Origin of the sequence: Pseudomonas sp. LAM2023, assembly GCF_016620375.1 — a bacterium.
Lineage (GTDB): Bacteria > Pseudomonadota > Gammaproteobacteria > Pseudomonadales > Pseudomonadaceae > Aquipseudomonas > Aquipseudomonas anuradhapurensis.
The window spans coordinates 171,142-192,080 of sequence record NZ_JAENHV010000017.1 but is presented as its reverse complement, the minus strand read 5'-3'; the positions used below and the strand labels follow the sequence as shown (position 1 = coordinate 192,080).

Below are 20,939 nucleotides of genomic sequence, written 5' to 3'. Positions count from 1 at the left end.
CAGCCTTACAGGTAGTTGGCGTTGGCAGCGTCCAGGGTGCCCTGGGCCTGCATGATCAGTTCGCAGAATTCACGGGCCGCGCCTTCGCCGCCACGTGCCTGGGTCACGCCATGAGCGTGCTGGCGAACGAATGGGGCGGCGTTGGCCACCGCCATGCCCAGGGCGACCCGGCGAATCACCGGCAGGTCCGGCAGGTCGTCGCCGAGGTAGGCCACTTGAGCATAGCTCAGGCCCAGTTCGGCGAGCAGGCCGTCAAGCACCACCAGCTTGTCCTCGCGGCCTTGATAGAGGTGCGGGATGCCGAGGTTCTTCGCCCGGCGCTCGACCACCGGGGTCTTGCGCCCGCTGATGATCGCGGTGGTCACGCCCGAGGCCATGAGCATCTTGATGCCCTGGCCGTCGAGGGTATTGAAGGTCTTGAATTCGCTGCCGTCCTCGAGGAAGTACAGGCGCCCGTCGGTGAGCACGCCGTCCACGTCGAACACTGCCAGCTTGATGTGCTTGCCGCGTTGCATGAGGTCCTGGTTCATTCCATCGTTCCTTTACATTACGCCGGCGCGCAGCAGGTCGTGCATGTTCAGGGCGCCGGTCGGGCGGTCCTCGCGGTCTACCACCACCAGGGCGCCGATCTTGTGGTCTTCCATGATTTTCAGCGCCTCGGCCGCGAGCATGTCGGCGCGGGCCGTCTTGCCGTGCACGGTCATGACCTGGTCGATCAGGGTGGTGTGGACGTCGATGTTGCGGTCCAGGCTGCGGCGCAGGTCGCCGTCGGTGAAGATCCCGGCCAGCTTGCCGTCGGCTTCGACGATCACGGTCATGCCCAGGCCCTTGCGGGACATTTCCAGCAGGGCGTCCTTGAGCAGGGTGCCGCGCGGCACCTGGGGCAGGTCGTCACCGGCGTGCATCACGTTCTCGACCTTCAGCAGCAGGCGGCGGCCCAGTGCCCCACCCGGGTGCGAGAAGGCAAAGTCCTCGGCGGTGAAGCCACGGGCCTCGAGCAGGGCGATGGCCAGGGCGTCGCCAAGTACCAGCGAAGCGGTGGTGGAAGAGGTGGGGGCCAGGTTGAGCGGGCAGGCCTCTTGCTCGACGCGCGCGTCGAGGTTGACCTCGGCAGCCTGGGCCAGGGGCGAATCCGGATTGCCGGTCAGGCTGATCAGCTTGATGCCCAGGCGCTTGATCAGCGGCAGCAGGGTGACGATTTCGGCGGTGCTGCCGGAATTCGACAGGGCCAGGATGACATCATCGCGGGTAATCATGCCCATGTCGCCATGGCTGGCTTCGGCGGGGTGCACGAAAAACGCCGGCGTACCGGTGCTGGCGAGGGTGGCGGCGATCTTGTTGCCGATGTGCCCGGACTTGCCCATGCCGACCACGACGACCCGGCCCTTGCTGGCCAGGATCAGTTCGCAGGCCTTGACGAAATTGTCGTCGATGCGCGCCAGCAGGGCCTCTACGGCCTCGACTTCCAGGCGCAGGGTGCGTTGGGCGGATTGGATCAGCTCGCTGGATTGGCTCATGTCGAAAAAGCAATGCCTGATGAAAAGGCGGCGATTATAGCTGCAATGAAAGAAACCCTCACGCTTTCGATTGCCCTGGCGAATCTCGCGCCAGCCTGTCACCGGGCTGAACGACTCGTTAGCCGACCTTGGGGCGGCGGGGTCAGCGGTGCTATAGTTCGCCGCTATTCGGCCTGCCAGGGGCGCGTGTGCCTTCCAGATCGAGGCCGGCGTCCATTAGGACGAGGCTGCATCAGCAAGGAGTCTAGATGAGTGTGGATAGCGCCTACGCGGTCGAGTTGAAGGGGGTTACCTTCAAACGCGGTTCGCGCAGCATTTTCAGCAACGTCGACATTCGCATCCCGCGCGGCAAGGTCACCGGTATCATGGGGCCATCGGGGTGCGGCAAGACCACGTTGCTCCGTCTGATGGGCGCGCAGTTGCGCCCTTCCAGCGGTGAGGTCTGGGTTGCCGGGCAGAACCTGCCGACGCTGTCGCGCAGCGACCTGTTCGACGCCCGCAAGCAAATGGGGGTGCTGTTCCAGAGCGGCGCGCTGTTCACCGACCTCGATGTGTTCGAGAACGTCGCGTTCCCGCTGCGCGTGCACACCCAGCTGTCGGACGAAATGATCCGTGACATCGTGCTGATGAAACTGCAGGCCGTGGGCCTGCGTGGCGCCATCGACCTGATGCCGGACGAACTGTCCGGCGGCATGAAGCGCCGCGTGGCGCTGGCCCGGGCGATTGCCCTGGACCCGCAGATCCTCATGTACGACGAACCGTTCGTCGGCCAGGACCCGATCGCCATGGGGGTGCTGGTGCGCCTGATCCGCCTGCTCAACGATGCGCTGGGTATCACCAGCATCGTGGTCTCCCATGACCTGGCGGAAACCGCCAGCATCGCCGACTACATCTATGTGGTGGGTGACGGCCAGGTACTTGGCCAGGGGACCCCTGACGAGCTGATGGGGTCGGACAACCCGCGCATTCGCCAGTTCATGAAAGGCGACCCGGACGGTCCGGTACCTTTCCATTTTCCCGCGCCTGACTACCGCGCCGACCTGCTGGGGGCGCGTTGATGCGCAGAAAATCCTTACTCGAACGTGTGCGCCTGCTCGGGCGTTCGGCAATCGACGTGCTGGCGGTGCTGGGGCGTTCCTGCCTGTTCCTGTTCCATGCCCTGGTCGGCCGTGGCGGTATCGGTGGCGGATTCCAGCTGCTGACCAAGCAGCTGTACTCGGTGGGTGTGCTGTCGCTGGCGATCATCGTCGTGTCCGGGGTGTTCATCGGCATGGTGCTGGCGCTGCAGGGCTACAGCATCCTGACCAAGTACGGCTCGGAGCAGGCCGTGGGGCAGATGGTGGCCCTGACCTTGCTGCGTGAACTGGGCCCGGTGGTGACCGCCTTGCTGTTCGCCGGCCGCGCCGGCTCCGCGCTGACCGCTGAAATCGGCAACATGAAGTCCACCGAGCAGCTGTCGAGCCTGGAAATGATCGGCGTCGACCCGCTCAAGTACATCGTCGCACCGCGCCTGTGGGCCGGTTTCATCTCGCTGCCGTTGCTGGCGCTGATCTTCAGCGTGGTGGGCATCTGGGGTGGCTCGTGGGTCGCCGTGGACTGGCTGGGCGTCTACGAGGGCTCGTTCTGGGCCAACATGCAGAACAGTGTTTCGTTCACCGACGACGTGCTCAACGGGCTGGTCAAGAGCCTGGTATTCGCCTTCGTCACGACCTGGATCGCCGTATTCCAGGGGTACGACTGTGAGCCCACCTCAGAAGGGATCAGCCGTGCCACCACCAAGACCGTGGTCTATGCCTCGTTGGCAGTGCTGGGTCTGGACTTTATTCTGACCGCCTTGATGTTTGGAGATTTCTGATGCAAAACCGCACCCTGGAAATCGGTGTCGGCCTGTTCCTCCTGGCCGGGATCCTGGCGCTGCTGCTGCTGGCCCTGCGTGTCAGCGGCCTGTCGGCCAGCCCGAGCAGCGATACCTATAAAGTTTATGCGTACTTCGACAATATCGCCGGTTTGACGGTCAGAGCTAAAGTGACCATGGCCGGTGTGACCATCGGCAAGGTGACCGCCATCGACCTGGACCGTGATTCCTATACCGGTCGGGTGACGCTGCAGCTGGACAAGTCGGTGGATAACCTGCCGGTCGACTCCACTGCCTCGATCCTGACCGCTGGGTTGCTGGGCGAGAAGTACATCGGCATCAGCGTGGGCGGTGAAGAGCAGGTGCTCAAGGATGGCGCGACCATCCATGACACCCAGTCTGCCCTGGTGCTGGAAGATCTGATTGGCAAGTTCCTGCTCAACTCCGTTGGCAAGGAACCGAAAGAAGCGCAACCGGCTAATTAAGGAGTTTCCATGATTTCGATCCTGCGACGTGGCCTGCTGGTCCTGCTGGCGGCCTTCCCCCTGCTGACCATGGCCGCACAGACACCCCATGATGTGGTTCAGGGCACCACCACCGAACTGCTCGGCGACCTGAAGGCCAACAAGGAACAATACAAGTCCAACCCCAACGCCTTCTACGATGCGCTGAATCGCATTCTCGGCCCGGTGGTTGACGCAGACGGTATTTCCCGCAGCATCATGACCGTCAAGTACTCGCGCAAGGCCACCCCGGAGCAGATGCAGCGCTTCCAGGAAAACTTCAAGCGTAGCCTGATGCAGTTCTATGGCAACGCCCTGCTCGAATACAACAATCAGGGCATCACCGTCGACCCGGCCAAGGCCGATGACGGCAAGCGCGCCAGTGTCGGAATGAAGGTCACCGGCAACAACGGTGCCGTGTACCCGGTGCAGTACACCCTGGAAAACCTCGGCGGCGAGTGGAAGGTGCGTAACGTGATCGTCAACGGCATCAACATCGGCAAGCTGTTCCGCGACCAGTTCGCCGACGCCATGCAGCGCAACGGTGGCGACCTGGACAAGACCATCGACGGCTGGGCCGGTGAAGTGGCCAAGGCCAAGCAGGCTGCCGACAACTCCCCGGAGAAGACCGTCAAATGAGTGAGGCTGCCGTAAGCATGGCCGAGCCGGGCGTGCTGCGCCTGGCCGGCGTGCTGGACTACCGCAGCGGGCCGCTCCTGCGCAAGCAGGGCAAGGCGCTGATCGGCGCCTGCGGCGAGGCGCAGGTAGTGCTCGATTGCGCGGCGGTGCAGCGCTCCACCAGTGTCGGCCTGTCACTGCTGCTGGCCTTCATGCGTGATGCCCAGGCCGCTGGCAAGGGTTGTCAGGTGCGCAAAATGCCCGACGACATGCGCGAAATTGCCGAGGTCTATGACCTCGACGAAGTGCTGGCAACCTGATGGCGTGACAGGAATGATGGCCCCTCGGTCAGTGAAGCCCTCGTTGGGCTTCGCAGGCGAGGGGCTTTTTTGTATGATGGCCGACCCGTGCGCATCGGGCGCCGATTGAGGTTGAGCATGCAGGCCGTAGAAGTTAAAAGCTTCCTTGAAGAGAAATTGCCGGGTTCCCGGGTCGAAGTTGAAGGCGAAGGCTGCAACTTCCAGTTGAACGTGATCAGCGACGAGTTGGCTGGCCTGAGCCCGGTCAAACGCCAGCAGGCGATCTATGCTCACCTGAATCCGTGGATCGCCAATGGCAGCATCCATGCGGTAACCATGAAATTTTTCAGCAGCGCAGCCTGGGCTGAGCGCACCTGAGCCAACGTGGCGGCGAGATTCCAATGGACAAACTGATTATTACTGGCGGCGCTCGCCTTGATGGCGAGATCCGCATTTCGGGCGCGAAGAACGCAGCCCTGCCGATCCTGGCGGCGACCCTGTTGGCCGACGGCCCGGTCACCGTAGGCAACCTGCCGCACCTGCACGACATCACCACCATGATCGAGCTGTTCGGGCGCATGGGCATCGAGCCTGTGATCGACGAAAAGCTGGCGGTGGAGATCGACCCGCGCACCATCAAGACCCTGGTCGCGCCGTACGAGCTGGTGAAGACCATGCGCGCCTCGATCCTGGTCCTTGGCCCGATGGTCGCCCGCTTCGGCGAGGCCGAAGTGGCCCTGCCTGGCGGTTGCGCCATTGGCTCGCGCCCGGTCGACCTGCACATCCGTGGCCTCGAAGCCATGGGCGCCAAGATCGAAGTCGAGGGCGGCTACATCAAGGCCAAGGCGCCTGAAGGTGGCCTGCGCGGTGCGCACTTCTTCTTCGACACCGTCAGCGTGACCGGTACCGAGAACATCATGATGGCCGCAGCCCTGGCCAAGGGCCGCAGTGTGCTGCAGAACGCTGCGCGCGAGCCGGAAGTGGTCGACCTGGCCAACTTCATCAACGCCATGGGCGGCAAGATCCAGGGCGCGGGTACCGACACCATCGTCATCGATGGCGTCGAGCGCCTGGCCTCGGCCAACTACCGCGTGATGCCAGACCGTATCGAGACCGGTACCTACCTGGTTGCCGCTGCCGTGACCGGTGGCCGCGTCAAGGTCAAGGACACCGACCCGACCATCCTTGAAGCGGTCCTGGAAAAACTCAAGGAAGCCGGCGCCGACATCAACACCGGCGAAGACTGGATCGAGCTGGACATGCATGGCAAGCGGCCGAAAGCCGTCAACCTGCGTACCGCCCCGTACCCGGCGTTCCCGACCGACATGCAGGCGCAGTTCATCTCGCTCAACGCCATTGCCGAAGGCACTGGCGCGGTGATCGAGACGATCTTTGAAAACCGCTTCATGCACGTCTATGAAATGCACCGCATGGGCGCGCAGATCCAGGTCGAAGGCAACACCGCAATCGTCACTGGCGTGAATACGCTCAAGGGCGCCCCGGTCATGGCCACCGACCTGCGTGCGTCGGCCAGCCTGGTGCTGTCGGCACTGGTTGCCGAAGGCGATACCCTGATCGATCGCATCTACCACATCGACCGTGGTTACGAGTGCATCGAAGAGAAACTGCAGATGCTGGGCGCGAAAATCCGTCGCGTACCGGGCTAGTTATCTGCCTGGCACATCCTGTGGGAGCGTGCATGCCCGCGAAGAAGCCTCCGCGGTGCATGGCACCGGCTATGCCGGTGTTCGCGGGCTAGCCCGCTCCCACAGGCTGGGCCTGATGAATTGAATGCGGTCGGGCCCGTGGCCCGGCCGGCAGTAGCCGCTTGAGGACCGACGTTCCAATGTTGACCATCGCGCTTTCCAAAGGCCGTATTCTCGACGATACCCTGCCGCTGCTGGCGGAAGCCGGTATCGTGCCGACCGAGAACCCGGACAAGAGCCGCAAACTGATCATCCCCACCACGCAGGACGACGTGCGCCTGCTGATCGTGCGTGCCACCGACGTGCCGACCTATGTCGAGCATGGTGCCGCCGACCTGGGTGTGGCCGGCAAGGACGTGCTGATGGAGTATGGCGGCCAGGGCCTGTACGAGCCCCTGGACCTGCAGATTGCCCGTTGCAAGCTGATGACTGCCGGCGTGGTCGGTGCAGCCGAGCCCAAGGGCCGTCTGCGCGTGGCGACCAAGTTCGTCAACGTAGCCAAACGCTATTACGCCGAACAGGGCCGTCAGGTCGACATCATCAAGCTGTACGGCTCGATGGAGCTGGCACCGCTGATCAACCTCGCCGACAAGATCATCGACGTGGTCGACACCGGCAATACCCTGCGTGCCAACGGCCTGGAGCCCCAGGAACTGATCGCCACGATCAGCTCGCGCCTGGTGGTCAACAAGGCCTCCATGAAAATGCAGCACGCCCGTATCCAGAGCCTGATCGACACGCTGCGCCAAGCAGTCGAGTCGCGACACCGCGGTTGACTCCTGCGCGCGACCTTCGCTGTCGCGCCCGTCTATCCGCGTCATAGCCTTTTTTCTTGGGTGCCCGCGCGGATCGACTGGTAGCCTAGGGCGCCTGAGCATTCGCCAATAATCGAGGCCCTCGCCATGACCGTGTCCACTGCAATTGCCCGTCTCAACGCTGCTGATCCGGATTTCGCCCGACATCTGGATCATCTGCTGAGCTGGGAAAGTGTGTCCGATGACGCGGTCAACCAGCGCGTGCTCGACATCATCAAGGCTGTGCGCGAGCGCGGCGATGCGGCGCTGGTGGAGTTCACCCAGCGTTTCGATGGTGTTGATGCCAAGTCGATCGACGACCTGATCCTCAAGCGCGACCGCCTGGAACTGGCTCTGACCCGCATTACCCCGGCCCAGCGCGAAGCCCTGGAAAAAGCCGCCAACCGTGTGCGCCTGTACCACGAGCGGCAGAAGCAGGACTCCTGGCAATACACCGAAGCCGACGGCACCGTGCTCGGCCAGAAGGTCACCCCGCTGGACCGCGCCGGCCTGTACGTGCCGGGCGGCAAGGCGTCGTACCCGTCGTCGGTGCTGATGAATGCCATCCCGGCCAAGGTTGCCGGCGTGGCCGAAGTGGTCATGGTGGTGCCCACCCCGCGTGGCGAGGTCAATGAGCTGGTGCTGGCGGCGGCCTGCATCGCCGGGGTCGACCGGGTGTTCACCGTCGGTGGCGCCCAGGCCGTTGCGGCGCTGGCCTACGGTACCGAGAGCGTGCCGCAGGTAGACAAGATCGTCGGCCCGGGCAACATCTACGTCGCCACGGCCAAGCGCCACGTGTTCGGCCAGGTAGGCATCGACATGATCGCCGGCCCATCGGAAATCCTCGTGGTGTGTGACGGCCAGACCGACCCGGACTGGATCGCCATGGACCTGTTTTCCCAGGCCGAGCACGACGAAGACGCCCAGGCGATCCTGGTCAGCCCGGACGCCGCTTTCCTTGACCGCGTTGCCGCCAGCATCGACAAGTTGCTGCCGACCATGGAGCGTGCCGCGATCATCGAGAAATCGATCAATGGCCGTGGCGCGTTGATCCAGGTGCGTGACATGCAGCAGGCCATTGAAGTGGCCAACCGTATCGCGCCGGAGCACCTCGAACTGTCAGTGGCCGACCCGCAGGCCTGGCTGCCGCAGATCCGCCACGCGGGCGCGATCTTCATGGGCCGCCACACCAGCGAAGCGCTGGGTGACTACTGCGCCGGCCCCAATCACGTGCTGCCCACTTCCGGCACCGCGCGTTTTTCCTCGCCGCTGGGGGTGTATGACTTCCAGAAGCGTTCGTCGATCATCTTCTGCTCCGAACAGGGCGCGTCCGAACTGGGCCACACCGCTTCGGTCCTGGCCCGTGGCGAGTCGCTGACCGCCCACGCCCGCAGCGCTGAATACCGTATCCTGACCCAACAGAAGGGGAACTGAGCATGAGTCGATTCTGGAGCCCCTTCGTCAAGGACCTGGTGCCTTACGTGCCGGGCGAGCAACCCAAGCTGGCCCGCCTGGTCAAGCTGAACACCAACGAGAACCCCTATGGCCCATCGCCGAAGGCGCTGGAGGCCATGCGTGGCGAGCTGAACGACAACCTGCGCCTGTACCCGGACCCGAACAGCGACCGCCTGAAGCAGGCGGTGGCCGAGTATTACGGCGTCACCCCGGCGCAAGTGTTCGTCGGCAACGGCTCCGACGAGGTGCTGGCACACATCTTCCACGGCCTGTTCCAGCACGCTCGCGGCCCGTTGCTGTTCCCCGACGTCAGCTACAGCTTCTACCCGGTGTACTGCGGCTTGTATGGCATTGCGTTCGAGCAGGTGGCGCTGGATGAGCAGTTCCAGATCCGCATTGCTGACTACAACAAACCCAACGCCGGGATCATTTTCCCCAACCCTAACGCGCCGACCGGCTGCCTGCTGCCGTTGCAGGCGATCGAGCAGTTGCTGCAAGCCAACCGCGACTCGGTGGTGGTGGTGGACGAAGCCTACATCGACTTCGGCGGTGAAACGGCCATCAGCCTGGTGGATCGCTATGACAACCTGCTGGTGACCCAGACCCTGTCGAAGTCCCGCTCGCTCGCCGGTTTGCGTGTGGGCCTGGCAGTCGGTCACCCGGACCTCATCGAGGCGCTGGAGCGGATCAAGAACAGCTTCAACTCCTACCCGCTTGACCGCATGGCGATCGTGGGCGCTGCGGCTGCCTTCGAGGACAAGGCCTACTTCGAGGCAACCTGCCGCAAGGTGATCGACAGCCGTGAAGCATTGGTGGAACAGTTGGTCGGCAAGGGCTTCGAGGTATTGCCATCGGCGGCCAACTTCATCTTCGCCCGCCACCCCCAGCAGGATGCCGCACAGCTGTCGGCGCGCCTGCGTGAGCAGGGCGTGATCGTGCGTCACTTCAAGCAGGAGCGCATTGCCCAGTTCCTGCGTATCACCATTGGCACGCCGGAGATGAACCAGGCGCTGCTCGATGCCTTGAACTGAGCCGAGGTCTGCAGGAGTGGGGACATCCGCTCCTGCAGGGCCGCCCCGCTCAGTACCTGATTTTCTCGATACTCAATCGCGCGCTGGCTGGCCGGGTGCGCACCGCGACCGGCGTGCCATCAAGTTCGAGCACGTAGTCGTCGGCCTGGCGCATGCCTTCGGGATCGGTCCACTGCTGCAGGTAAGCCTGCGCATTGGCGACGACCTGGCCATTCTTGTGAATGATCACGGTCCCTGGCGAGTCGCTGTTCCACAACAATTTGCCTTCGGCTTCGATGGCCCGTGCCTTGCGTACGCCGGTAGCGCCCAGCAGCGGCGTACCGTCGAGCCGCCATTCCGGCAGCAGGTCGAGCCCCATGTGCCTGAGCACGGTTGGGGCTACCGAGGTCTGCGCTGCGTAGCCATACAAGTTGTTGGGCCCCGGGTTGTCTTCTGGAATGCTGGGTTGGTTCAGCTCTTCATTCAACGGCTTGTTGCTGGCAATGAACACGGTCTTCTCCTGCTCGGTCACACCGCCATGGCCAGTGCCCCAGTAATCCCGACCGTGGTCAGTGCAGACAATCACCAGCCAATCCTCCTGCGGATACTGGGTCATGCGCTGTTCCACCTTGTCCAGCAGGCGCCCCAGGCGCGCGTCAGCTTCGCGCAGGGCTGCCTGGTAGGCCGGCCCGAAGCCACTGGCGTGGCCGGCCTGGTCGGGTTCGTCGAGCTGAATGAAGGTGAAGTCGGCCGGGGTATTGCCCAGTATCTCCAGGGTTCGCGCGGTGACCTGCTCATCATTCAGGCCGCTTTCGCGCAGGTTATTGCCCTGCGCGTCCACCAGCAGGTAGGCAGTGTTGATCGGCGACCAGTTGACGATGCTGGCGATGTAGGCGTTTGGCCGTGCATCGCGTAGCCGCTTGAACAGGCTGGGGAACTCGGGAGCGATGCGCAAGGTTTCGGAGTTGGAGACCACCTTGTGCTTGTTGGCCCACACACCTGACAACAGGGTGATCCACCCCGGGCCGCTGACCGTGGCCTGCTCGCTGGCCCGCCCGGTTATGCCGCCGGCATAGGCCTTGCCATAGAACAGGCGCTTGTGCAGGTTGGTATCGGCGCCCAGCTGTTCGTAATGCTGAAGTTGGACGCCGTCCATGCCGATGATCAGCGTCTTCGGTTGCGTTTGCAGCGGTTTGACGTCGCAGCCATTGACCAGCAGCGCAGCCAGCAGCAGGGCGGTCCAGCGTAGGGCTCTGATGATCGACATAAGTCATGCCTTGATGAGGTCGGGCTCAAGCGTTGCAACAACCCCACGCGCTGACAACTGGTAGAAATGCCAGTTGAATTGCCGTGCGCAAGGCTTTCCATTAAGCTGCACGAATTCATCGGATGATTGGTTGAGTGAAATGAGCAGCGAATTGACCAGGCGCTCACTGGTCGAACTTGCCGTCGAGCGCATGCGCGAACGCATCCTCCAGGGCGACTGGCAAATCGGCCAACGTCTGCCCACCGAACCGGTGCTGGCCGTGGAGCTGGGCATCAGCCGTAATACCGTGCGCGAGGCCATGCGTGTGCTGGCATTCAGCGGCCTGGTGGAAATTCGCCAGGGCGATGGCAGTTACCTGCGCACCGCCCAGGATCCGCTGCAGGCCGTGCAGGCGATGTCACGCTGCTCACCTGAACATGCCCGTGAAACCCGGCACATTCTGGAAGCAGAGGCTATCGGCCTGGCCGCGCTGCGGCGTACCGATGCCGACCTGCAGGCGTTGCGTGATGCTCTGGCGGTCAGTGCCGGGCATTTTCATGGCGATGTTGCCGCCTACGTGGCCTGCGACCTGGTGTTTCACCAACGGCTGGTCGATGCCGCCCACAACCCGGCACTCAGCGAGTTGTACCGCTACTTTTCCGGGGTGGTGGCTGCCGCGCTGCAGCACAACATGACCACCGTTCCGCGCTGCCAGGCCACGTTCGACCTGCACGGGCAGATTCTCGAGGCCATCGAGCAACGCGACGCGGAGCGGGCCAAACGCCTGAGCCGTACCCTCATCGAATCCTGACCCGAGAACGCCATGGCTGAATCCATCACCCGTAACACCCCGCCACCTGAGCGGGAACTCGATGAGCTGCTGATCGATGCCGAGGCTGACGACGAGCAGGTCCAGCAGCAGCCTGTGCTGCTGCGGCGGCCGTGGCTGCTGTTGCTCGGCCTGGTGCTGGTGGCGCTGAACCTGCGCCCGGCGTTGTCGAGCATGGCGCCAGTGCTTGGCCAGGTGTCCGCGGGCCTGGGGCTGAACGCCTCGCTGGCTGGCTTGCTGACCACCTTGCCAGTGTTGTGCCTGGGTTTGTTCGCCCCGTTGGCGCCAGTGCTGGCGCGTCGCTTCGGCAGTGAGCGGGTGATCCTCGGCATCCTCGCCAGCCTGGCGCTGGGCATCGTGGTGCGCAGTAGCTTCGGTGCTATCGGAGTGTTCCTCGGCAGCCTGGTGGCCGGGGCCAGCATCGGCATCATCGGCGTGCTGTTGCCGGGTATCGTCAAGCGCGACTTCCCGCAGCACGCCGGCACGCTGACCGGCGTGTACACCATGGCGCTATGCCTGGGCGCGGCCATGGCAGCGGGGGCCACCGTCCCGCTGGCGCAGCACTTCGACGGCAGCTGGGCGCTGGGGCTGGGCTTCTGGGCGCTACCGGCGCTGCTGGCCATGCTGGTCTGGCTGCCCCAAGCCCGCCAGGGGCATGGCTTGCACAAGGTGGCCTATCGCGTGCGTGGCCTGTGGCGTGATCCCTTGGCCTGGCAGGTGACCTTGTACATGGGCCTGCAATCGTCGCTGGCCTACATCGTGTTCGGTTGGTTGCCGTCAATCCTGATTGGTCGCGGCCTGAGCCCGACCGAGGCGGGGTTGGTGCTGTCGGGGTCGGTGATCGTGCAGTTGCTCAGTTCGCTCAGTGCGCCGTGGCTGGCCACGCGCGGCAAGGACCAGCGGCTGGCGATCGTGCTGGTCATGCTGACCACCCTGGCCGGCTTGTTCGGTTGCCTGTATGCGCCGCTTGGCGGGCTGTGGGGCTGGGCGGTACTGCTGGGCCTGGGGCAGGGCGGTACCTTCGCCCTGGCGCTGACCTTGATCGTGCTGCGTTCGAAAGACGCCCATGTCGCGGCCAACCTGTCGAGCATGGCCCAGGGCGTGGGCTACACCTTGGCGTCGATGGGGCCGTTTGCGGTGGGCCTGGTGCATGACCTGAGCGGTGGCTGGGCCGCCGTAGGCTGGATTTTTGCCGTGCTGGGGGTTGGCGCCATCGTGTTCGGGCTGGGGGCTGGGCGAGCTTTGCATGTGCAGGTGACCAGCGAGAAGGTTTGAAGGGGAACCTGGCCAGTACCGGCCTCTTCGCGGGTACTGGTATAAGCCTGTGGGGCAGATTATCGTGCAGCTTTCCACCCCAGGACGGACCAGCCCTCATGAGCGACGCCAACCGCGAACTCATCACCCGCTTCTACCAGGCCTTCCAGCGCCTTGACGCCGAGGCCATGGTGGCCTGCTACAGCGACGATATCGTCTTCAGCGACCCGGTATTCGGTACCTTGCGTGGCAGGGACGTGGGTGACATGTGGCGGATGCTCACTACCCGGGCGAAGGATTTCACCCTGACGTTCGACGGCGTACGCGCCGATGAGCGCAGCGGTGGCGCACACTGGGTCGCCACCTACCTGTTCAGCCAGACTGGCCGTACTGTGGTCAACGATATCCAGGCGCGTTTCGTGATCCGCGATGGGCTGATCTGCCAGCATGACGACACCTTCGACCTGTGGCGTTGGGCGCGGCAGGCGCTGGGTGCTCCAGGCCTGCTGCTTGGCTGGTCGCCGCTCGTACAGAACAAGGTACGCCAGCAAGCGTTCAAGGGCTTGCGGGCGTATCAGCATGCTCAGGGCAGCGCCACGGCCTGATCACTGTCGTGGTAGCTGAAGATGGCACGCTCAGTGGTGTTGTCCGGTAGGCGGATGCGAATCACCGGAATGAAACTGCCATAGGTCTGGTGCCAGTCCTGCTGGTCGGCCTGAGCCTGCTGCAGGGCACCATGCTCGCCCTCGATGTGGAAAAACGACTGGATCGGCAGGCGATTGGCGCTCGCTTCGTCCCAGGCGCCAATCACCACTTCGTTCCAGGGAAATGGCAGCTCGCGGGCGAACAGTTGTTTGGCGCGCAGGCTTTGATGGAAGGCCTCGGCCCGTTCCGGCACCCTCGCGCGGCGGATGTCGAAGGCGCATTGGCGTTTATAATCCCCGCTCTGCCTGAAGCGCGCGATCCATTGCTCGGCAGTGAACACCTCCTGTTCATGGCAGGCTGCCTCGGTTTCGGCCGTTTGCCGGTTATTGCCGCAACCGCGATTATCGCGTTCCCAGGTGTCGCCGTCGGTGGGCCAGGCGCACAGCATCTCGTAGCGTAGGGAGCCTTGCGGGCGTTGCAGTATCGGGTACAGGGTGAAGCCACTACGGCCATCGGCAGCCAGCCGGGTGGTGGGGATATCGCTGCGCAGGTAGGAGAACGATACGCCGCCCTTGTCCTTGCTGTTCTGGCTATGATGCCAGGTGTGGTAATGCGGTGACGGCCTGGTCGAGCGAAGCAGCACACCCGAGCAGGCGTGGGCAGGTACGGCTTTGCCCTCGCACTGGGCGGGGGTGGCGTCGTAGTTGTCTTGCATTTGTCTGGCGGTTTCCTTTCCAGTCGACGCCTGTGCGGCGAATGCAGCCACAAGCAGTGCTGCACCCAAGCCAATGTGTGGAAGCGAATCAAGCATGATGAAGCCCTCGATGAGTGGGCTCACCAAACTAGTGATGAAAAGAGCAGGCGTCGTGAGTGAACAAGTGCCGGATCAGGCAGTGAAACCCTGGTATGTCTACCTGGTACGGGCTGCCAATGGTTCGTTGTATTGCGGCATCAGCGATGATCCGCAGCGGCGCTTCCTGGCCCACCAGAAAGGGCAGGGCGCACGTTATTTCAAGACCAGCCCGGCCCAGGCGCTGGTGTATATGGAGCAATGGCCGGACAAGGGCGAGGCGTTGCGCCAGGAACGGCTGGTGAAGCGCCTGCGCAAGTCGGCGAAGGAGGCGTTGGTGGCCGGCTATGACAGCGCTTCGTCGCCCTAGGCTCTGTACGAAAAGCCTTGATACTTGTTCATGCTGCGTTGAAAACAGCCTCGGAATGCTCATGTACTCCAGTACACTCCGCTTCCTCGGCTGTTTTCGCCTTGCCTGACCTGCGTCTCAAGACTGTTCGTACAGAGCCTAGGGTCGCTTCGCGATGGGGCTGCGCAGCAGCCCCTTGGGCCATCAGTCCTTGCGCCGCTTCAGCTGGTCCACCAGGGTGGTCGGCAGCCCCTTGATGATCAAGGTCCCGGCCGCTTCGTCATATTCCACCCTGTCCCCCAATAGATGCGCTTCGAAGCTGATCGACAGCCCCTCGGCACGCCCGGTGAAGCGGCGGAACTGGTTGAGGGTGCGCTTGTCCGCGGGGATTTCCGGTGACAGGCCGTAATCCTTGTTACGGATGTGGTCGTAGAACGCCTTCGGCCGGTCCTCGTCGATCAGGCTGGACAGCTCTTCCAGGGTCACCGGCTCGCCCAGCTTGGTCTGGGTGGTGGCATAGTCCACCAGGGTCTGGGTTTTTTCGCGGGCGGACTCCTCCGGCAGGTCTTCGCTCTCGACGAAGTCACTGAAGGCCTTGAGCAGGGTGCGGGTTTCGCCCGGGCCGTCGACACCTTCCTGGCAGCCGATGAAATCGCGGAAGTAGTCGGAAACCTTCTTGCCGTTCTTGCCCTTGATGAACGAGATGTACTGCTTGGAGTTCTGGTTGTTCTTCCATTCCGACAGGTTGATGCGCGCCGCCAGGTGCAACTGCCCGAGGTCAAGGTGGCGCGAAGGCGTCACATCGAGTTCGGCGTTCACCGCCACGCCTTCGCTATGGTGCAGCAGGGCGATCGCCAGGTACTCGGTCATGCCTTGCTGGTAATGGGCAAACAGGATGTGGCCGCCGGTGGACAGGTTGGACTCTTCCATGAGCTTTTGCAGGTGTTCCACGGCCACGCGGCTGAAGGCGGTGAAGTCCTTTTCCTGGTCCAGGTACTGCTTCAGCCAGCCGCTCAGCGGGTAGGCGCCGGACTCACCGTGAAAGAAACCCCAGGCCTTGCCTTGCTTGGCGTTGTAGCTGTCATTGAGGTCGGCCAGCAGGTTTTCGATAGCATCGGAGGCGGCCAGCTCGGAGTCGCGGGCATGCAGCACGGCGGGGCTGCCATCGGGCTTTTTGTCGATCAGGTGAACGATGCAATGACGGATTGGCATGGAATTCTCGGCGGGCTGCAAAAGGTGCCAAGTTTACCCCAGACGCCAGGTGATGCAGTGGCCGGATGTTGGCAGAAATGCCGGTTGTTCGTTTTTTGTGCAAATTCGCGCGTTCGAGGCTAAAACCCCCGAAAAACCTGCATTTAATCGAAGTGCGCAGCGGATATTTATCCGTTCCTGTGGTAGCTTTGCGCGGTCTTGCGCCCAGCATGTGGCGCATTGCTGGCAACGTGCTGCCGGCGTGTCGAACCAAACGCCGATTTGCGTATCTACATACGCGATTGGCGCGGCCCTCCACTTTCAGGGGCTGGCCCGATAACGTCGTTAGTCCGCTGCATAACCATCGAATTTGATAGGGAAGGAACACCACCATGGCATTGACCAAAGACCAACTGATTGCCGACATCGCCGAATCGATCGCCGCGCCAAAAGCCACCGCCAAGAACGCTCTGGAGCAACTGGGCCAGATCGTTGCCGACCAGCTGGAAAACGGCGCTGAAATCACTCTGCCAGGCATCGGCAAGCTGAAAGTCACCGAGCGTCCTGCCCGTACCGGCCGCAACCCGTCGACTGGCGCTGCCATCGAAATCGCTGCCAAGAAAGTCGTCAAGTTCGTTCCAGCCAAAGTGCTGACCGACGCCATCAACAAGTAATTGTTGAAGCTTTGACGAAACCGCGCCCGGCTTGCCCGGGCGCGGTTTTTTCATGCCTGTTGTCTACGCCGGGCGTGCCAGGCCTGGCGTGCCGCCTCGTCGAGGAAGCTCCAGGCGACCATGCGGCTCTGTTTCTGCCCCTGGCCCATTTCGGCAACGCGCACGGCCTTGGCGCCGGCCTTCTTCAGCGCGGCCTCGATCCCTGGCAGGTTGCTGGCCTTGGACACCAGGCTGGTGAACCACAGCACCCGTTCTGCGTACTGCACGCTTTCGCCAACCAGCTGGGTGACAAAGCGGATCTCGCCACCTTCGCACCACAGTTCATTGTTCTGGCCACCAAAGTTCAGCACCGGCAACTTGCGCTTGGGGTCCTGCTTGCCGAGGTTCTTCCACTTGCGCTGGCTGCCGCGCGTGGCTTCGTCGCGCGAAGCGTGGAAGGGCGGGTTGCACAGGGTCAGGTCAAAGCGTTCGTCCTCCTGCAGCAAGCCGCTGAGGATGTGGGCACGGTTGGCCTGGTGGCGCAGGGTGATGGCCTTGTCCAGGCGGTTGGCCTGGACGATGGCCTTGGCCGAGGCCAGGGCCACCGGGTCGATGTCCGAACCGAGGAAGCGCCAGCGGTAGTCGCTGTGGCCGAGCAGCGGGTAGATGCAGTTGGCGCCGACGCCGATGTCCAGTACGCGAACCTGCGCGCCCTTGGGGATCTCGGCGGCATTGTCGTCGGCCAACAGGTCGGCGGCCACGTGGAGGTAGTCGGCGCGGCCGGGGATCGGCGGGCACAGGTAGTCGGCCGGGATGTCCCAGTGCTGGATGCCGTATTGGGCCTTGAGCAGGGCGCGGTTGAATACCCGTACGGCTTCGGGGTTGGCGAAGTCGATGCTGGGCTTGCCGTAAGGGTTGGTGATGGTGAAGCGCGCCAGCTCGGGGAGGGCCTTGATCAGGCTGGGGAAGTCGTAGCGGCCCTGGTGGCGGTTGCGCGGGTGCAGGGTGGGTTTGTTCGGGGTCATGACAGTGTCCAGCCCTATACGAGCGGTGGCTGATAGAGTCTGGGGCTGCTGTGCAGCCCTTTCGCGACACAAGGCCGCTCCTGCAGGATAGCGGCGCCCTTCAAACCGGCGCCGTCCCTGCAGGAGCGGCCTTGTGTCGCAAAAGGGCCGCACAGCGGCCCCAGCTGTTTCTCTAGTGATTAAAGCGCCGCAATCCGCGCGTGCTGCTCGGTGAAGTTGGCCAGGGCCTGTTCGGACTCGGCCAGCTTGGCGCGTTCCTTCTCGATCACCGCAGGCGGAGCCTTGTCGACGAAGGCAGCGTTGGACAGCTTGCCGCCCACGCGTGCCACTTCACCTTGCAGGCGCTGGATTTCCTTGTTCAGGCGCGCCAGCTCGGCATCCTTGTCGATCAGGCCGGCCATCGGCACCAGCACCTGCAGGTCACCGACCAGGGCGGTGGCCGACAGCGGTGCTTCGTCGGCATCACTCAGCACGGTGAACGACTCGACCTTGGCCAGCTTCTTCAGCAGGGCTTCGTTTTCCTGCAGGCGACGCTGGTCGTCGGCGTTGGCGTTCTTCAGGAACAGCGGCAGCGGCTTGCCCGGGCCGATGTTCATCTCGGCGCGGATGTTGCGCAGGCCGACCATCAGCTCCTTGAGCCATTCGATGTCGCCTTCGGCGGCCGGGTCGATGCGGCTTTCATTGGCCACCGGCCATGGCTGCAGCATGATGGTCTTGCCGCTGATGCCGGCCAGCGGCGCGATGCGCTGCCAGATTTCCTCGGTGATGAACGGCATGAACGGATGCGCCAGGCGCAGTGCCACTTCCAGCACGCGCACCAGGGTACGGCGGGTGCCACGGGCGCGCTCGACCGGTGCGTTTTCGTCCCACAATACCGGCTTGGACAGTTCCAGGTACCAGTCGCAGTACTGGTTCCAGATGAACTCGTACAGTGCCTGGCTGGCCAGGTCGAAGCGGAACTGCTCCAGCTGGCGGGTCACTTCGGCTTCGGTGCGCTGCAGCTGCGAGATGATCCAGCGGTCGGCCAGCGACAGTTCGACGGCCTCGCCGTTCTGGCCGCAGTCCTCGCCCTTGTCCAGCACGTAGCGGGCGGCGTTCCAGATCTTGTTGCAGAAGTTGCGGTAGCCTTCGACGCGGCCCATGTCGAACTTGATGTCGCGGCCGGTGGAGGCCAGCGAGCAGAAGGTGAAGCGCAGGGCATCGGTGCCGTAGCTGGCAATACCATCAGGGAACTCGGCCTTGGTCTGCTTGGCGATCTTCTCGGCCAACTTAGGCTGCATCATGCCGCTGGTGCGTTTTTCCAGCAGGGCGTCGAGGGTGATGCCGTCGACGATATCCAGCGGGTCCAGCACGTTGCCTTTGGACTTGGACATCTTCTGGCCCTGGCCGTCCCGCACCAGGCCGTGCACGTACACGGTCTTGAACGGTACCTGCGGGGTGCCGTCTTCGTTCTTGATCAGGTGCATGGTCAGCATGATCATGCGCGCAACCCAGAAGAAGATGATGTCGAAGCCGGTCACCAGCACATCGGTGGAGTGGAACTTCTTGAGGAATTCGGTCTGCTCCGGCCAGCCCAGGGTGGAGAAGGTCCACAGCCCGGAACTGAACCAGGTGTCGAGCACGTCGTCGTCCTGGCGCAGGGCAACGTCGGCGCCCAGGTTGTGCTTGGCGCGCACTTCTGCCTCGTTGCGGCCGACATAGACCTGGCCGGCCTCGTCGTACCACGCCGGGATACGGTGGCCCCACCACAGCTGGCGGCTGATGCACCAGTCCTGGATGTCGCGCATCCAGGAGAAATACATGTTCTCGTACTGCTTGGGCACGAACTGGATGCGGCCGTCTTCCACGGCAGCGATGGCAGGTTCTGCCAACGGCTTGGTGGAGACGTACCACTGGTCGGTCAGCCATGGCTCGATGACGGTGCCCGAACGGTCGCCTTTCGGCACCTTCAGGGCGTGGTCGTCGATGCTCACCAGCAGGCCCTGGGCGTCCAGGTCGGCGACGATCTGCTTGCGCGCGACGAAGCGGTCGAGGTTGGCGTACTGGGCGGGCAGGCGGGTGTCGACCTGCTCGTTGACGCTGCCGTCGAGGTTGAAGGCCTGGGCGCTGGCCAGCACGAAGGCGTTCTTGTCGAAGATGTTCAGCAGCGGCAGGTTGTGGCGCTTGCCGACTTCGTAGTCGTTGAAATCGTGGGCCGGGGTGATTTTCACGCAACCGGTACCGAACTCGGGATCGCAATAGTCGTCGGCGATGATCGGGATGCGACGGCCGACCAGTGGCAGTTCGACGAACTTGCCGATCAGCGCCTGGTAGCGCTCGTCGTTCGGGTTGACCGCTACCGCGGCGTCACCCAGCAGGGTTTCCGGACGGGTGGTGGCGACGACCAGGTAATCCTTGCCTTCGGCGGTCTTGGCGCCATCGGCCAGCGGGTAGCGCAGGTTCCACAGGTGGCCCTTCTCGTCGTGGTTTTCCACTTCGAGGTCGGAGATGGCCGTGTGCAGCTTGGTGTCCCAGTTGACCAGGCGCTTGCCGCGGTAGATCAGGCCGTCCTCGTGCAGGCGCACGAAGGCTTCCTTGACCGCTTCGGACAGGCCGTCGTCCATGGTGAAGCGCTCGCGGCTCCAGTCTACCGACGAGCCCAGGCGGCGGATCTGGCGGCTGATGTTGCCGCCGGACTGGTCCTTCCATTCCCAGACCTTTTCCAGGAACTTTTCGCGGCCCAGGTCATGGCGGTTCTGGCCCTTGGCCTCGAGCTGGCGCTCGACCAGCATCTGGGTGGCGATACCGGCGTGGTCGGTGCCAGGCTGCCACAGGGTGTCGCGGCCTTGCATGCGGCGGAAACGGATCAGGGCATCCATGATCGCGTTGTTGAAGCCGTGGCCCATGTGCAGGCTGCCGGTCACGTTCGGCGGCGGGATCATGATGGTGTAGGACTCGCCTGCACCTTGTGGGGCGAAATAATTCTCGGACTCCCAGGTGTTGTACCAGGAAGTTTCGATGGCGTGCGGCTGGTAGGTCTTATCCATGCGCGGCGGGACCCTGTGCATTTATTCGGGAAAGCCGGGAAGTATAACCAAGCTGGGGGCCGCAGGCGACAAGCTGCTGCTATCTGGCACGGCAGGGATGGCCTATTCGCGGGTAAACCCGCTCCCACAGGACCGGCGCAAGTCTCAAAGCTTGCGCCGGTCCTGTGGGAGCGG

General features: G+C 63.5%; 22 protein-coding genes. 15 read left to right on the top strand and 7 right to left on the bottom strand.

The annotated features are described in order from the left end of the window. Window positions 1-5 precede the first annotated feature (5 nt). Entirely contained in the window at window positions 6-530 is a 525-nt protein-coding gene (locus JKP78_RS10845; protein ID WP_085623989.1) for a KdsC family phosphatase, read from the bottom strand. 12 nt (window positions 531-542) lie between these two features. Further along, on the bottom strand, window positions 543-1,517 hold the full coding sequence (locus JKP78_RS10840; RefSeq protein ID WP_170028409.1) for a KpsF/GutQ family sugar-phosphate isomerase: 975 nt from the start codon (window positions 1,515-1,517) through the stop codon (window positions 543-545). Window positions 1,518-1,765: 248 nt separating this feature from the next. Here JKP78_RS10840 and JKP78_RS10835 point away from each other — a divergent pair, with 248 nt between their 5' ends. From JKP78_RS10835 to hisC, 10 genes are all read left to right on the top strand, one after another. Further along, window positions 1,766-2,575 carry an ATP-binding cassette domain-containing protein gene (locus JKP78_RS10835; RefSeq protein WP_012270662.1) on the top strand — a complete coding sequence of 270 codons (810 nt, stop codon included), beginning with the start codon at window positions 1,766-1,768 and terminating at the stop codon, window positions 2,573-2,575. After that, window positions 2,575-3,372, top strand: coding sequence for a lipid asymmetry maintenance ABC transporter permease subunit MlaE (gene mlaE / locus JKP78_RS10830; RefSeq protein WP_186673349.1), 798 nt, complete (start codon window positions 2,575-2,577; stop codon window positions 3,370-3,372). Before JKP78_RS10835 ends, mlaE begins: the two co-directional genes overlap by 1 nt. Then, window positions 3,372-3,857, top strand: coding sequence for an outer membrane lipid asymmetry maintenance protein MlaD (mlaD, locus tag JKP78_RS10825; RefSeq protein WP_170028411.1), 486 nt, complete (start codon window positions 3,372-3,374; stop codon window positions 3,855-3,857). Before mlaE ends, mlaD begins: the two co-directional genes overlap by 1 nt. Before the next feature lie 9 nt (window positions 3,858-3,866). Continuing rightward, on the top strand, window positions 3,867-4,514 hold the full coding sequence (locus JKP78_RS10820) for an MlaC/ttg2D family ABC transporter substrate-binding protein (protein ID WP_186673347.1): 648 nt from the start codon (window positions 3,867-3,869) through the stop codon (window positions 4,512-4,514). Further along, a complete protein-coding gene (locus tag JKP78_RS10815; protein WP_186686203.1) occupies window positions 4,511-4,813 on the top strand; it encodes an STAS domain-containing protein in 303 nt (100 codons plus the stop codon). The genes JKP78_RS10820 and JKP78_RS10815 overlap by 4 nt, the downstream gene beginning before the upstream one ends. Window positions 4,814-4,930: 117 nt before the next feature. After that, window positions 4,931-5,170: a BolA family protein gene (locus tag JKP78_RS10810; protein WP_003255121.1), complete on the top strand. Its 240-nt coding sequence runs from the start codon at window positions 4,931-4,933 to the stop codon at window positions 5,168-5,170. Between the two features lie 23 nt (window positions 5,171-5,193). Continuing rightward, entirely contained in the window at window positions 5,194-6,459 is a 1,266-nt protein-coding gene (gene murA, locus JKP78_RS10805; RefSeq protein ID WP_170028414.1) for a UDP-N-acetylglucosamine 1-carboxyvinyltransferase, read from the top strand. 179 nt (window positions 6,460-6,638) lie between these two features. After that, window positions 6,639-7,274: an ATP phosphoribosyltransferase gene (gene hisG / locus JKP78_RS10800; protein ID WP_051096610.1), complete on the top strand. Its 636-nt coding sequence runs from the start codon at window positions 6,639-6,641 to the stop codon at window positions 7,272-7,274. A 126-nt stretch (window positions 7,275-7,400) separates the two neighbouring features. After that, window positions 7,401-8,726: a histidinol dehydrogenase gene (hisD, locus tag JKP78_RS10795; RefSeq protein WP_170028415.1), complete on the top strand. Its 1,326-nt coding sequence runs from the start codon at window positions 7,401-7,403 to the stop codon at window positions 8,724-8,726. Window positions 8,727-8,728: 2 nt separating this feature from the next. Then, entirely contained in the window at window positions 8,729-9,778 is a 1,050-nt protein-coding gene (gene hisC / locus JKP78_RS10790) for a histidinol-phosphate transaminase (protein WP_186686202.1), read from the top strand. 49 nt (window positions 9,779-9,827) lie between these two features. Here the strand turns inward: hisC and JKP78_RS10785 are convergent, their stop codons facing one another. After that, a complete protein-coding gene (locus JKP78_RS10785) occupies window positions 9,828-11,024 on the bottom strand; it encodes an alkaline phosphatase family protein (RefSeq protein WP_186686201.1) in 1,197 nt (398 codons plus the stop codon). 139 nt (window positions 11,025-11,163) lie between these two features. Here JKP78_RS10785 and JKP78_RS10780 point away from each other — a divergent pair, with 139 nt between their 5' ends. The 3 genes from JKP78_RS10780 to JKP78_RS10770 all read left to right on the top strand — a co-directional run bounded on the left by JKP78_RS10780 (window position 11,164) and on the right by JKP78_RS10770 (window position 13,691). Beyond that, window positions 11,164-11,814, top strand: coding sequence for a FadR/GntR family transcriptional regulator (locus tag JKP78_RS10780; protein ID WP_170028418.1), 651 nt, complete (start codon window positions 11,164-11,166; stop codon window positions 11,812-11,814). 12 nt (window positions 11,815-11,826) lie between these two features. Continuing rightward, entirely contained in the window at window positions 11,827-13,107 is a 1,281-nt protein-coding gene (locus tag JKP78_RS10775) for a CynX/NimT family MFS transporter (protein ID WP_186686200.1), read from the top strand. Between the two features lie 98 nt (window positions 13,108-13,205). Further along, window positions 13,206-13,691, top strand: a complete 486-nt coding sequence (locus JKP78_RS10770) for a nuclear transport factor 2 family protein (protein WP_186686199.1) — start codon at window positions 13,206-13,208, stop codon at window positions 13,689-13,691. Here the strand turns inward: JKP78_RS10770 and JKP78_RS10765 are convergent. Further along, window positions 13,670-14,446, bottom strand: coding sequence for a hypothetical protein (locus tag JKP78_RS10765; protein ID WP_186686198.1), 777 nt, complete (start codon window positions 14,444-14,446; stop codon window positions 13,670-13,672). The genes JKP78_RS10770 and JKP78_RS10765 overlap by 22 nt on opposite strands. 151 nt (window positions 14,447-14,597) lie before the next feature. On the opposite strand from JKP78_RS10765, the gene JKP78_RS10760 reads away from it, so the two are divergent. Further along, entirely contained in the window at window positions 14,598-14,891 is a 294-nt protein-coding gene (locus JKP78_RS10760; protein ID WP_225931924.1) for a GIY-YIG nuclease family protein, read from the top strand. A 183-nt stretch (window positions 14,892-15,074) separates the two neighbouring features. Here the strand turns inward: JKP78_RS10760 and yejK are convergent, their stop codons facing one another. Beyond that, window positions 15,075-16,082: a nucleoid-associated protein YejK gene (yejK, locus tag JKP78_RS10755; RefSeq protein WP_186686196.1), complete on the bottom strand. Its 1,008-nt coding sequence runs from the start codon at window positions 16,080-16,082 to the stop codon at window positions 15,075-15,077. A 371-nt stretch (window positions 16,083-16,453) separates the two neighbouring features. Here yejK and JKP78_RS10750 point away from each other — a divergent pair, with 371 nt between their 5' ends. Continuing rightward, window positions 16,454-16,735, top strand: a complete 282-nt coding sequence (locus JKP78_RS10750; protein WP_112250800.1) for an HU family DNA-binding protein — start codon at window positions 16,454-16,456, stop codon at window positions 16,733-16,735. Between the two features lie 50 nt (window positions 16,736-16,785). Here JKP78_RS10750 and rlmF read toward each other — a convergent pair whose 3' ends face one another. Both rlmF and JKP78_RS10740 read right to left on the bottom strand, forming a co-directional pair. After that, window positions 16,786-17,739 (bottom strand): 23S rRNA (adenine(1618)-N(6))-methyltransferase RlmF, encoded by a 954-nt coding sequence (gene rlmF, locus JKP78_RS10745; RefSeq protein ID WP_200626651.1) that lies wholly within the window; start codon window positions 17,737-17,739, stop codon window positions 16,786-16,788. Window positions 17,740-17,918: 179 nt separating this feature from the next. Continuing rightward, entirely contained in the window at window positions 17,919-20,765 is a 2,847-nt protein-coding gene (locus tag JKP78_RS10740) for a valine--tRNA ligase (protein WP_200626650.1), read from the bottom strand. Window positions 20,766-20,939 lie beyond the last annotated feature (174 nt).

Coding starts and splice junctions, on each gene's coding strand:
- JKP78_RS10845 (WP_085623989.1), bottom strand. CDS start 530: ATGAACCAGGACCTCATGCAACGCGGCAAGCACATCAAGCTGGCAGTG.
- JKP78_RS10840 (WP_170028409.1), bottom strand. CDS start 1,517: ATGAGCCAATCCAGCGAGCTGATCCAATCCGCCCAACGCACCCTGCGC.
- JKP78_RS10835 (WP_012270662.1), top strand. CDS start 1,766: ATGAGTGTGGATAGCGCCTACGCGGTCGAGTTGAAGGGGGTTACCTTC.
- mlaE (WP_186673349.1), top strand. CDS start 2,575: ATGCGCAGAAAATCCTTACTCGAACGTGTGCGCCTGCTCGGGCGTTCG.
- mlaD (WP_170028411.1), top strand. CDS start 3,372: ATGCAAAACCGCACCCTGGAAATCGGTGTCGGCCTGTTCCTCCTGGCC.
- JKP78_RS10820 (WP_186673347.1), top strand. CDS start 3,867: ATGATTTCGATCCTGCGACGTGGCCTGCTGGTCCTGCTGGCGGCCTTC.
- JKP78_RS10815 (WP_186686203.1), top strand. CDS start 4,511: ATGAGTGAGGCTGCCGTAAGCATGGCCGAGCCGGGCGTGCTGCGCCTG.
- JKP78_RS10810 (WP_003255121.1), top strand. CDS start 4,931: ATGCAGGCCGTAGAAGTTAAAAGCTTCCTTGAAGAGAAATTGCCGGGT.
- murA (WP_170028414.1), top strand. CDS start 5,194: ATGGACAAACTGATTATTACTGGCGGCGCTCGCCTTGATGGCGAGATC.
- hisG (WP_051096610.1), top strand. CDS start 6,639: ATGTTGACCATCGCGCTTTCCAAAGGCCGTATTCTCGACGATACCCTG.
- hisD (WP_170028415.1), top strand. CDS start 7,401: ATGACCGTGTCCACTGCAATTGCCCGTCTCAACGCTGCTGATCCGGAT.
- hisC (WP_186686202.1), top strand. CDS start 8,729: ATGAGTCGATTCTGGAGCCCCTTCGTCAAGGACCTGGTGCCTTACGTG.
- JKP78_RS10785 (WP_186686201.1), bottom strand. CDS start 11,024: ATGTCGATCATCAGAGCCCTACGCTGGACCGCCCTGCTGCTGGCTGCG.
- JKP78_RS10780 (WP_170028418.1), top strand. CDS start 11,164: ATGAGCAGCGAATTGACCAGGCGCTCACTGGTCGAACTTGCCGTCGAG.
- JKP78_RS10775 (WP_186686200.1), top strand. CDS start 11,827: ATGGCTGAATCCATCACCCGTAACACCCCGCCACCTGAGCGGGAACTC.
- JKP78_RS10770 (WP_186686199.1), top strand. CDS start 13,206: ATGAGCGACGCCAACCGCGAACTCATCACCCGCTTCTACCAGGCCTTC.
- JKP78_RS10765 (WP_186686198.1), bottom strand. CDS start 14,446: ATGCAAGACAACTACGACGCCACCCCCGCCCAGTGCGAGGGCAAAGCC.
- yejK (WP_186686196.1), bottom strand. CDS start 16,082: ATGCCAATCCGTCATTGCATCGTTCACCTGATCGACAAAAAGCCCGAT.
- JKP78_RS10750 (WP_112250800.1), top strand. CDS start 16,454: ATGGCATTGACCAAAGACCAACTGATTGCCGACATCGCCGAATCGATC.
- rlmF (WP_200626651.1), bottom strand. CDS start 17,739: ATGACCCCGAACAAACCCACCCTGCACCCGCGCAACCGCCACCAGGGC.
- JKP78_RS10740 (WP_200626650.1), bottom strand. CDS start 20,765: ATGGATAAGACCTACCAGCCGCACGCCATCGAAACTTCCTGGTACAAC.